Annotated in this window: 9 protein-coding genes; 8 read left to right on the forward strand and 1 reads right to left on the reverse strand. The window is 43.6% G+C overall.

Annotated features, from left to right (window positions below):
• The first annotated feature begins 191 nt into the window (after window positions 1–191).
• The 8 genes from murD to AC59IL_RS20175 all read left to right on the forward strand — a co-directional run bounded on the left by murD (window position 192) and on the right by AC59IL_RS20175 (window position 11,755).
• On the forward strand, window positions 192–1,532 hold the full coding sequence (murD, locus tag AC59IL_RS20140; protein WP_496553989.1) for a UDP-N-acetylmuramoyl-L-alanine--D-glutamate ligase: 1,341 nt from the start codon (window positions 192–194) through the stop codon (window positions 1,530–1,532).
• Window positions 1,533–1,654: 122 nt separating this feature from the next.
• Window positions 1,655–3,154: an FtsW/RodA/SpoVE family cell cycle protein gene (locus AC59IL_RS20145; RefSeq protein ID WP_496553990.1), complete on the forward strand. Its 1,500-nt coding sequence runs from the start codon at window positions 1,655–1,657 to the stop codon at window positions 3,152–3,154.
• Between the two features lie 31 nt (window positions 3,155–3,185).
• Entirely contained in the window at window positions 3,186–4,367 is a 1,182-nt protein-coding gene (gene murG, locus AC59IL_RS20150) for an undecaprenyldiphospho-muramoylpentapeptide beta-N-acetylglucosaminyltransferase (protein ID WP_496553991.1), read from the forward strand.
• Between the two features lie 109 nt (window positions 4,368–4,476).
• On the forward strand, window positions 4,477–5,862 hold the full coding sequence (gene murC / locus AC59IL_RS20155) for a UDP-N-acetylmuramate--L-alanine ligase (RefSeq protein ID WP_496553992.1): 1,386 nt from the start codon (window positions 4,477–4,479) through the stop codon (window positions 5,860–5,862).
• Window positions 5,863–5,990: 128 nt separating this feature from the next.
• Window positions 5,991–6,845 (forward strand): cell division protein FtsQ/DivIB, encoded by an 855-nt coding sequence (locus AC59IL_RS20160; RefSeq protein ID WP_496553993.1) that lies wholly within the window; start codon window positions 5,991–5,993, stop codon window positions 6,843–6,845.
• Window positions 6,846–7,052: 207 nt separating this feature from the next.
• Window positions 7,053–8,429 (forward strand): cell division protein FtsA, encoded by a 1,377-nt coding sequence (gene ftsA, locus AC59IL_RS20165; RefSeq protein WP_496553994.1) that lies wholly within the window; start codon window positions 7,053–7,055, stop codon window positions 8,427–8,429.
• 282 nt (window positions 8,430–8,711) lie between these two features.
• On the forward strand, window positions 8,712–10,580 hold the full coding sequence (gene ftsZ, locus AC59IL_RS20170; protein WP_496553995.1) for a cell division protein FtsZ: 1,869 nt from the start codon (window positions 8,712–8,714) through the stop codon (window positions 10,578–10,580).
• Between the two features lie 236 nt (window positions 10,581–10,816).
• Entirely contained in the window at window positions 10,817–11,755 is a 939-nt protein-coding gene (locus tag AC59IL_RS20175) for a TIGR01777 family oxidoreductase (RefSeq protein ID WP_496553996.1), read from the forward strand.
• 5 nt (window positions 11,756–11,760) lie between these two features.
• Here AC59IL_RS20175 and AC59IL_RS20180 read toward each other — a convergent pair whose 3' ends face one another.
• Window positions 11,761–12,564 carry an ABC transporter permease gene (locus AC59IL_RS20180; protein ID WP_496553997.1) on the reverse strand — a complete coding sequence of 268 codons (804 nt, stop codon included), beginning with the start codon at window positions 12,562–12,564 and terminating at the stop codon, window positions 11,761–11,763.
• Window positions 12,565–12,566 lie beyond the last annotated feature (2 nt).

Here is a 12,566-nt window from a genome sequence, read left to right on the forward strand (position 1 = left end):
AGATTACTGAAAAACCACCACTCTGAATTTCCACTTAAGGAAAACCAACATCATAGTAGTCAGGTAGGAGGCGCGTGGTATTGCAGTAAGAATTCAAACTTATCGAAGAACCCCCTTAATCCGAACTACCTGATAGGTAGCGATGAAAGCTTTCCGACTGAAGTCGGGATTTAAATGGAGTTAGTAATTACATGAGTAAGCGATTGGTAATACTTGGCGCCGGCGAAAGCGGCATAGGCACTGCTATATTAGGCAGGCAAAAAGGGTATAACGTATTTGTATCTGATGGCGGTCCTGTTAAACAAAAATACCAGGATGAGCTGAACAAATACGGTATCGAATGGGAAGGCGAAAAGCATACAGAAGAAAAGATTTTGAACGCAGATGAAGTGATGAAAAGTCCGGGTATACCCGAAAAGAATGAACTCGTGAAAAAGATCAGGAAAAAAGGTATACCGGTTATCAGTGAAATTGAATTTGCGTACCGCTACAAAGGCAACAGTAAGATCATTGGAATCACCGGCAGCAATGGCAAAACCACTACCACGTCATTAGTCTATCACATTTGTAAAACAGGTGGACTGGATTGTGCACTGGTAGGCAACATCGGGTATTCATTCGCCAAACGGGTGGCGGAAGATCCAAAACCCTGGTATGTTGCAGAGATCAGCAGTTTTCAGTTAGACGATATCAAAACGTTCAGGCCGGATATCGCTATACTCACCAATATCACGGAAGACCATTTGGATCGCTATGATTACCGGTTCGAAAATTACATTCACAGTAAGTTTCGGATAGCAGAAAACCAAACAGCGCAGGACTATTTTATTTACTGTGCCGACGATCCGGTAACCATGCAATACATAGGAAAATATTCGATCAAATCTAACCCATTACCATTCAGTATGAGCAAAGAATTACCCCAGGGAGCTTTTATCAGAAACGGACAGATGACAGTTATAGCAGATGATGAGCGGATGGAGATGAATGTGAACGATTTTACATTACAGGGCAAACACAACCAGTATAACACTATGGCAGCAAGTTTGGCGGGTGTGCAGGTGGGTATTCGCAAAGAAAAGATCCGCACGGCAGTTCAAACATTCGAATCGCTGGCGCACAGAATGGAGCCGGTAGCCACTGTACGCGGCGTACAATTTATTAACGACAGCAAAGCCACCAATGTAAACAGTACCTGGTATGCGCTCGAAAGCATGCGCCTGCCTACTATTTTAATATTGGGTGGTGTAGATAAAGGAAACGATTATACAATACTCGAAGAGCTGGTACGTGAAAAAGTAAAAGCGATTGTGTGTATGGGTACCGATAACAGCAAGATACATGAAGCATTCAAAGAGTATGTACCGAGGATAGTAGATGCCGGCACTGCCGACGAAGCAGTAAAATCAGCCTTTATGCTTGCCAGCCCGGGCGATGCAGTTTTGTTAAGTCCGGCTTGCGCCAGCTTCGATCTGTTTAAAAACTACGAAGATCGCGGCGATCAGTTCAAACAGGCGGTTCGCGAACTGTAAGTTGTAAAGTTCTGATCCCGGCAGGGGCGGTAGAGTGGTACACCTGAGGAATGATATCAGCGATTGGTTTTGGGGCCTGACTGATGTGGCGGCATGAATTAGTTATAAAGATGTATATATAAATGGCAGGTGCAAACGACATATCGTTAAACAACACAAATGCAGGAGGCATACTAAGTAAGACAAAAGGTGATAAAGTCATCTGGGCGATAGTGGTATTGCTTGCCCTGGTGTCGATGCTTGCTGTATATAGCTCAACAGGTTTGCTGGCCTACAAGTACAACCGGGGTAATACCGAAGTATACTTGTTTAAACAGGTAATGTTTACGGCAGTAGGCCTGGGCGTAATTTATTTTTCGCATCGGGTGAACTATACGTTGTACTCGAGGGTTGCGCGAATTTTATTTTTACTATCGATACCATTATTGATATACACCTTTTTCTTTGGGTTAAAACTAAACGAAGGTAGCCGCTGGATAAGGCTTCCGTTCATTAACCTAACCTTTCAAACCTCTGACCTGGCCAAGTTGGCGCTGTTTATGTACCTGAGCCGGCTGCTCAGTAAAAAACAGGAGGTGATAAAGGATTTTAAAAAAGGGTTTATTCCTGTTATTACACCGGTAGTGATCATATGTTTATTGATTGTACCGGCAAACCTGAGTACTGCATTGCTGGTGGCTGCCACCAGCATGTTGTTGTTATTTATAGGACGGACAAGTACAAAACACCTGCTGATGACCGTAGGTGTGGCCGCTATTCCGGTAACGATACTGGTTATGCTGGCCATGATGTTCTACGACAGGCAGGAACAGAAATGTTCTGAACTGCCATTTTTTTTGCAGGTCGGCCGCGTACCAACCTGGATCAGCCGCGTGCAGAATTTCATGTACGACAGCAAGGAAGTTGATAAAGATGAAAATTACCAGATCAACCAGTCGAAGATCGCCATTGCAAAAGGTGGCTTGTTAGGCCTGGGGCCCGGTAATAGTCAAACGCGCAACTTTCTGCCGCATCCTTATTCTGATTTCATATTTGCCATTATCGTGGAAGAGTATGGATTGACAGGGGGGGCTTTTCTGATTTTTGTTTATCTGTTATTCCTGTTCAGGAGTATACGCATATTTAAAAAATGCCCCTATGCATTCGGGGCCTTTCTGGCATTGGGGCTAAGTTTTACGCTGGTGATTCAGGCGTTTATCAATATGGCGGTAACCGTGAATTTATTTCCGGTTACAGGGGTAACCTTACCGCTGGTAAGTATGGGAGGAAGTTCATTTTTATTCACCTGTTTGGCCATCGGCATCATATTAAGTGTTGCCAGGAACGTAGAGCAGCTGGAGGCGCCGAAGGCAGAGCCTGCTTCCAATGCCGGGGCGAAAGAGAAAGAAACGCCTGCAGACAAAGAAGAAAAGACGGCTTTAAAAGCAATTGGAGAAATTAAAAATAAGAAAGAGCGCAAAGAAGGGAAAGAAGAAAAATTAAAACCATTGAAAAAAGAAGCTTCGAAAAAATTTAATGAAGTCGATGAAGATATAACTGAAGAGAATGAAGGAAAGGAACAGAAGGTAAAGGCATTGAAGAAAGAGGCCTTAGTGAAAAAAGGCATATCAGCGGATAAGTAAGAAAAAGTAAGGCTTCAAAAAAAGATGCACAATGAGCGAGTTACAAAATACATCGGGTGATTCACAATTCCCCTCCATCCCGCCGGGGCGGGAGGCGAGGGGGGGCCGTCGTGTAATAATTGCTGGGGGAGGAACCGGAGGACATATTTTTCCTGCTGTGGCCATTGCACATGCATTGCGCAAATTGCAACCATCTGTTGAAATATTATTTGTAGGTGCGAAGGGGAAAATGGAAATGGAAAAAGTGCCGCAGGCCGGCTATAATATAAAAGGACTTGATATAGCAGGGTTTAACAGAAGCTCTTTGATTAAGAATATCGGATTACCGTTAAAGCTGATAAAAAGCTTTTGGCAGGTACGAAATATAATTAACACGTTTCGTCCTGATGCAGTGATAGGTGTAGGCGGATATTCGAGCTTTCCGGTTTTACGATATGCACAAACGCAGGGAATTGCCACCTTCATTCACGAAGCAAATTCATTCGCCGGTAAATCGAACATATTACTCGGAAAAAAAGCCAGTAAAATATTTGTGGCTACCGATGGTATGGAAAAGTTTTTTCCGGCAGCAAAAATTATGATCACCGGAAATCCCGTACGGCAAAACATTGTAACCAACACCATCAGCCGTTCACAGGGTATTCAGTTCTTTGGATTAGATCCTGCCAAAAAAACGGTATTTGTTACCGGAGGCAGTTTAGGCGCCAAAGGAATTAATGAAGCGATCGATGCCGGCATCGAAACGATTGTTCAGAACGATGTACAGCTCATTTGGCAAACCGGTAAACTGTTTGCCGAAAAAGCAAGCGCCCGGGCGGCTGAGAATAAAAACATCTGGGCCAACAGTTTTATAACTCAAATGGAATATGCCTATGCCGCTGCCGATGTGGTGATTTCAAGAGCCGGCGCTATGTCGGTAGCTGAGTTATGTGTTGCAAAAAAGCCGGTTGTGTTTGTTCCGTTTCCTTTTGCAGCAGAAGATCATCAAACAGCCAATGCGCAAAACCTGGTGAACAAACAGGCAGGTATCATGATAAAAGACAGTGAGGCAAAAGAAAAACTGGTGCCTGCTGTAATTGCCCTGGCAAAAAACGAACAACAACAAAATATATTCAAAGAAAATATAGGTAAACTGGCCGTAACGAATGCCGATGAAGTTGTTGCTTCAGAAGTGTTGAAGATGATTGCAGGCATGGGAAGTAGTAAGTTATAAGTAATAAGTTGTAAGTAATATGTAGCGAGTGGGTAGTAGGAAGTAAGAAGAAAGTAGAGTGAATTGAAACTGAGGTATTACTCACAATTGACCATTCACCATTCACAACATGATCGATATACGAGATATACAAAAGGTTTATTTTATAGGAATAGGTGGAATAGGAATGAGTGCGCTGGCCCGCTATTTTAAATTTCATGGAAAAGAAGTAAGCGGGTACGACAAAACCGAAACACCCTTAACGAAGCAACTGGTTAGTGAAGGCATTCCGGTACATTATGAAGACAACCTTACGCTGGCGCCCAAAGATGCACAGCTGGTTGTATTTACCCCGGCAGTGCCTAAAGACCATAGCGAGCTGCTGTATTATCAGCAAAACAACTATCCGTTGTTAAAGCGAAGCGAAGTACTGGGTGCTATTACAAGAAGTTCTTTTAATATCTGCGTGGCCGGAACACATGGCAAAACCACCATCACCACCATGGTGGCGCATATACTGCGCCACAGCGGGTATGGGTGTAATGCTTTTTTGGGTGGTATTGCCGTAAACTACAACAGTAATTACTGGAGTGATAAACGCGATACCTGTGTAGTGGAAGCCGATGAATATGATCGCAGCTTTTTACGGTTGAGCCCGGATGTAGCCGTGATCAGTGCAATGGATGCCGATCATTTAGACATTTACGGAACGGCTGCCGCTATGGAAGAAGCGTTTATTGAATTTGCGGGAAAGATCAAACCCGGCGGGTTGTTAATAAGCAAATATGGGTTAACGAGAGGAAACGATCTGAAAGCGCCTAATCATTTTACCTATCATTTGCAAAACCCCCAGGCCGATGTGTATGCCGCCAATATTCATATGCAAAACGGCTCTTACACATTTGATGTTCGGGTAAAAGACTGGCAACTCAGCAATGTGGTATTGAACATGGGCGGTTTGCATAATGTTGAAAATGTAACAGCCGCTATTGCCATCGCCCATCGCCTGGGAATTGACAACGAAAAGATCAAAGCAGCGGTAGAGGCTTTTAAAGGTGTGAAGAGGAGATTTGAGTATGTAGTTAAAACGCCTGCCGTCACTTTTGTTGATGACTATGCGCACCACCCCGAAGAGTTGCGCGCATTGATCAGCGGTGCAAAAGGATTGTTTACAAACATGCATTGTACGGTGATTTTTCAGCCGCACCTGTTTACGCGAACAAGAGACCTGGCCACAGAGTTTGCCGAAGTGTTGAATATGGCCGATGAAGTTGTGTTGTTGCCGATTTATCCGGCCCGGGAATTACCCATAGCAGGTGTAACAAGTAACATGATATTGGAACTAATGACAAATGAGCATAAAAGTGTAATGAATAAAGAGGAATTGATACAGTGGATTGGCCCTGTTGCGAAAAGTAAAATGAACGGTGGGAATGGTTGGTTATTAATTACGGCTGGCGCCGGCGATATCGATACGCTTGTGCAGCCCATAAAGAAGATCATTGAATCAAAATAACTAACCCAATTGTGTTCGGGAATTTTTTACCCGGATACCTTGTACCCATCTGACGGTCATATCCAGGGCCGTTGGGTGGGTGCCTCGAAGGAAAAATGGCAATGGGCAATAGGCAATAGACAAAAGCAATGAAGCTTGTTTTCACGTTTGCCGTTTCACTTTTGCCGTTTGCCGTTTCACGATTGACCATTGACCATTCACAATTGACCATGAAAATGAAACGCCATATCAGGAAAATGATTTTAGCATGTATCTGGCTGTCGCTGGCAGCCGGACTCATGGTATTACTGGTAGCGGCGGTGAATTCGCAAAACAATAAGATCTGCAAAGGCTATTCAATAAAATTAAAAGGCAAAGCAGATCAATGGTTCTTAGATAAAAAAGATATAGCGGCATTACTCATAGGCCAGGGGGGCATCAAAGGCCGGTCGATAAAAGCCTTTGATCTGCGCCTGATGGAAAACCAGCTGAAAAATAATGTATGGGTAAAAGATGCCGAACTGTTCTTTGATAACAGCCACATTTTACAGGTGCTTGTTGAAGAACGCATTCCCGTAGCAAGGCTCTTTACAGTTAGTGGTAATAGTTTTTATATCGACAGCAGCGGCGAACGGTTGCCCCTGTCGGATAAGTTTTCGGCCCGGTTACCTGTATTTACCAGCTATCCGAACGAAAAAGATAAACTGATCAGTTCTGATAGTGTTTTGGTACGCGATATCATTCATGTTAGTGATTATCTGGTGCACGATGAATTTTGGATGGCCCAGATTTCACAGATAGATATATTACCCGATCGCACATTTGATATGATACCGGTGGTAGGTAACCATATCATTGAATTTGGCGATGGTACCGATTGCGATAAAAAGTTCAAACGGTTATTGCTGTTCTATCAGCAGGTGTTGAGCAAAACAGGAATGGATATTTACCAGAAGCTGAACGTACAGTACGATAAGCAGGTTATTGGGGTGAAGAAAGGCTGAGAAATATTGAATGATGAATATTGAATGTAGAACGTTGAATGTTGAAGTAGGAAGCAGGAAGGTGTTCATTATTCATAAAGAAAAGATTAACGAATTGAGACTATAGCATAACACGGCATTTGGGAAGTTCGGTAATTATTGCCTATTGCCCACTGCCCATTGCCTATTGATGATAGTACCCCATACAACAACTAAAAACAGGATATTATGTACAATGAACAACAACCCATTATTGTCGGACTGGATATCGGTACGACAAAAATCGCCGCGATTGCCGGTCGTAAAAACGAGTTCGGCAAGCTGGAGATACTTGGCTTCGGCCGGGCTAACTCAAACGGCGTAAAGCACGGACAGGTGCTCAACATCGACGAAACAATCAAGGCCATTGCTATGGCGCTTGAAAATTGCTATGCATCAAACCCTGGTTTGGAGATCAGCGAAGTGTACGTGGGTATTGCAGGCCATCACATCAAAAGCTTACAAACCCGGGGCGATATAGTACGCCATCAAACCGAAGAAGAGATTACACAACGTGAAATTGATCAGCTTATCGCCGATCAGTATAAAACGTATATCCCTGCCGGTGATCAGATCATCGACGTTATACCCCAGGAGTTTACCGTAGATAACTTTCAGAACATTCCCAACCCCATTGGGTACGGTGGTGTGAAAGTGGGCGCTAACTTCCATATCATAACAGGCGATAAAAATGCCATCCGCAATATCAACCGCGCTGTTGAAAAAAGCGGACTAAAAACAAAGGATCTCGTATTGCAGCCATTGGCTTCTGCTTCGGCCGTTATGGGTACCGAAGACCTCGAAGCGGGTGTAGCCATTGTTGATATCGGTGGTGGTACTACCGACCTCGCTGTTTTTTATGAAGGTATTTTAAAACACACAGCGGTTATTCCGTTTGGCGGCGAAAACATCACCAACGACATCAAAACCGGTTTGGGCGTGTTGAAAACACAGGCCGAGCAAATGAAAGTACAGTTTGGCAGCGCCCTGGCCAATGAGGCTCGCGGCAATGCCTTTATTACTATTCCGGGTTTGCGTGGTATGCCTGCCAAAGAGATCAGTGTAAAAAATCTGGCCAACATCATACAGGCACGTATGAGCGAGATCATGGATTTCGTTACCTATCATTTAAAACAGGTAGGACTCGATAGCCGCATGCTCAATGGCGGTATTGTATTAACCGGTGGCGGTTCACAATTAAAACATCTGATTCAGTTAACAGAATATGTAACCGGCTTGAATGCCCGCATCGGTTATCCTACCGAGCACCTCGCTGCCGGCCATATCGAAGAACTGGCACGACCAACTTATTCAACCTGTATCGGTCTTATTTTAAAAGGCTACAGCGATTACGAACACAATCGCAAACAGTTCGAAAACCGGTTCAGTAAAATTGAAATACCCGAAAACCTGCGTAAAGCAGAAGAGGTAGATGAGGAAGTGCTTGATGATGAAGAACTGCAGGCCCAAAAGGTAAGGAACCGTAAGGGTATTAAAGATTTCTGGGGCAAGTTCAAAGACGGAATTATTGAACTGTTCAAGGAAGAAGAAGACCACGCCCTGTAAGTTCCAGGTAATAAGTTTTAAGTTCGAAGTCTCGTATAATCATGAACTCAGAACTTATAACTCAGAACCTACAACTTATAACTATTTAATAACAGACCACAGATACAATCAACCTTTTGAAAAGAAAATCCGGGGAATATGAAAAAAACCAGCATGAAGATGGAACGTATGTTTGCAAACAGCATTTCATCGATATGCAAAATTGTTACACTAACCCGTTATTCTTAATCTGGTCTCAGCAGCGAGTGAGGGTAGGCTGGTGGGGCTGTTAAACAGTAAGCTATGATTCATTTCGATTTACCGAAGGAAAAATCATCTATCATCAAAGTAATTGGTGTAGGTGGCGGAGGCAGCAATGCGGTTAACCACATGTACAGCCAGAATATTGAAGGTGTGAACTTTATTATTTGTAACACCGATGCACAGGCGATTGCTCAAAGCCGTGTGCCCAATAAAGTGCAGTTGGGCCCCCACTTAACCCAGGGATTAGGCGCAGGCGCCAATCCCGAAATCGGCCGCCAGGCAACAGAGGAAAGCCTGGAAGAGATTAAGCGCATATTGGAAGTAAATACAAAGATGGCTTTTATTACCGCTGGTATGGGCGGTGGCACCGGAACCGGTGGCGCACCTATTCTTGCCAAAATATGTAAAGAGCTTGATATACTTACAGTAGGTATTGTAACCACTCCTTTTACATATGAAGGAAAAAAACGACAGTTGCAGGCCGAATATGGTATTAAAGAACTGAAGCAATCTGTAGATACATTGCTGGTGATCAGTAACGATAAACTGCGTCACCAGTTTGGTAACCTTAAAATGAAAGAGGCGTTTGCCAAAGCCGATAACGTGCTGGCAACGGCCGCCAAATGTATTACCGATGTAATTAACAGCACCGGACAAATCAACGTTGACTTTGCCGATGTATGCACTGTAATGCGCAATGGTGGTGTGGCTATTTTGGGAAGCGCTTCCTGTGGTGGTGAAGGCAGAGCTTTACGCACCATTGAAGAAGCATTGAATTCGCCATTGCTGAACGATAACGACATCCGCGGCGCCAAATGGATATTAATTAATATTAATTCAGCCGAAGGCGAGCACGAGTTTACAATGGATGAGGTTGAGATCATTCAAAACTATTTATTAAACCAGGCCGGCGAAGGTACCGATGTAATTCTCGGTATGGGGTACGATAACTCACTGGGCGACCAGCTGGGTATAACCCTTATTGCCACTGGTTTTGAACATAAGGACCCATTTAAAAAAACGGCTAAGAAAACCGAGCCGAAAAAAGACGATAAGATTCTTCTTACACTTAATCAGCAGGAAAAACAACCTAAGAAAGAACAACCGCAGGCTGAAAAGAAGGAAGAAAAACCAGAGGAGCAGGTTATAAAGCCCGAACTGGCGCCGAAGCTGGTTGATACTGATAATACAGCATCATCAGTTCCGCTGGAGCTTTTTACGAGTGATGAGTTTGGTAAAAGTACTGTGGACAATAGCGTGGAAAAAAATAACGTACCGGAAAAAATTGAATGGGTACTTTCGCAGCCATCTGATCCCGTTGAGAATATTTCCACGAAGTCAATAACCCAGCAACAACAGCAACCACAAAAACATCAAAATAATTCTTCGATGTCTGCAGCATCCGGAGGATACTTGGCCAAGCCTTCCAATATTTATGCAGAACCAAAAGCAGAAGAATCCAAACCTGAACACCCCCCTGTGAAGGAACCCGTCCGTAATGCCAATGCAAACTCAAATCAGGACGATGATCCGAATGAACTGCATCTGGTATTCAAAGATGATATTCCAGCGGCGGATGTGCCTGGGGCCCATCACACTCTACCCCCTGTTAGTAGCGGCAATATTTCTGCTGAGGATCTTGCGATGCTTGACGAAGCAGAAGAACAAAAACGCCGTGCAGCTGAACGAATACAGAAATTGCGCAATCTTTCGTTCAACATTAATGGAGCTGACCCTAACAATGAGTTTGAAACTGTGCCGGCCTACATCCGCCGCAATTTGGAATTGTACAATACAATCTCAAGCGTAGAAAACTTCTACAGTAAGTATGAAGTAAGGACCGACGAAAATAATAACACCCAGATTTCCACGCTGAACACGTTTTTAGATGGAAAGAAACCTGATTAATAATTGTTGTTTTGTACCCTGTCCCTCCCTGTGTGCGGTAAAATGCACCGGGAATAAATCGATTGTTTAAACACAGCGATTGTTGTTTTTAGTTGTAGTCCCCCCGACTTATCGGGGGGATTTTTATTATAATATCGAATATTGAATGTCGAATGAAGAATGTTGAAATGAAATACAGGTTTTGACTTCGAAATTCAACATTCAAAATTCGATATTCAATATTGTACCTTTGCTTCATGGCAACCATCCTAATCACCGGCGGAACAGGTTTAATCGGAACTGCGCTGAGCAGCTTTTTAACCGGTAAACAACACGATGTAATTATTCTCACCCGCCATCTCCCGCGCGAGCGAGGGACCGGCAAACCGAATGTTTCATATGCCGCCTGGGACCCTGCCCAACAAACTATCGATGCAGAAGCTATACAAAAAGCTGATTATATAATTAACCTGGCGGGCGCCGGCGTGGCCGATAAACGCTGGACAAAAAAGCGAAAAGAAGAGATGTTGAATAGCCGGGTGCAAAGCGGACAGCTGCTGTCGAAAGCATTACAGGAAATTCCCAATAAAGTGAAAGCCGTAATCAGCATTTCAGGTATTGGCTGGTATGGCGATGATGATAAAAGAGCCCCCAACCAACCGTTTTTTAAAGAACAGGACCCTGCCGATACCGGATACCTGGGCGCCACCTGCGTGCAGTGGGAAAATGCCGTACAACCTGTAACAGCTTTGGATAAACGATTAGTGATCTTTCGTTGCGGGGTTGCATTAAGCAAAAAGGGTGGGGCCTTTACAGAATTTGCAAAGCCGGTGCGTTTGGGCCTGGCCACCATTTTTGGAAGCGGTCGTCAGGTGATGAGCTGGATACATATCGACGATGTGTGCCGCCTTTTTTTGTATGCCATTGAAAATGAAAAAATGCAGGGCGTATACAACGTAGTAGCCCCCGAACCGGTAACCAATAAAAACTTTATGCTTGCCCTTGCTAAAAAAATGAAGGGCAGCTTCTTCATACCACTTTATGTGCCTTCTTTTATGCTGAAAATAGTATTGGGCGAACTAAGTGTTGAAATATTGAAAAGCGCCACCGTAAGCTGCGAAAAGATCAGTGCAGCCGGTTTTCAGTTTTTATATCCTTCGCTCGATGTGGCATTGAATGATCTGGTAAAAAAATAATCAACCTACAGATCATCCGTTTCGAACTTTCGGGTAACAAAGAATAAATATGCTGCCAGATAAACCAGTGCAACGATAAACATCAGGTTATAATCGGGTGGCGTTGAAGTTATCTTATTTACAATTTCTTTAATACGGGGAAAGGGAACTAAAATATCGGTTGTTTCGAGCGGCATAAAGCGGCCGGCATAATTCAGGTATCTGTTCATCAGCAATACAAGAATTTGTTCAAGCACCAACGCATAGCTAAAGAAAACACCAATGGCCAGTCCGCCCCTTTTAAACAGCACTGCCATTAATAAAGCAACCATAATATAACTCATGGTTTGTAAAAAAGAGAAACCGATATAATAAAAACCTTCAAGGCTAAACGAACTACTGCCATCCATAAAACCAAAAATCATGGCAGTAATGGCTACTACAATCACCGTTACCACCGACAAAAGGGCCGCCATCATTATTTTGGCGCTTATAAACTGCCGGCGTGTTAAGCCATCGATGATATTCTGACGATGGGTTTTAAAGCTGTATTCGTTGGTTACTGCAATGATCATAATTAAACCCGGAATAAATAACAGGTAACTGCTTACATGCGCCGTTGCCTGCCATACGCTGGGAAACGAGTAGGGGGGATTGCCCAGTATCAGGCTCGCCATGCCTTTTGCCTGTTCTTTTGAGTATATCTGTTGCTGTATGTGAAATACAATGTAGTTAGCTCCGAAAATAGTAGCAACATACAGGCAAATCAAAATCCAGAATGCCCGGTAGTTTTTCAGCTTCATCCATTCGATATGTAACAACCTGCCCATAT

The sequence above is a fragment of the Niastella sp. sgz303648 genome (assembly GCF_059587045.1).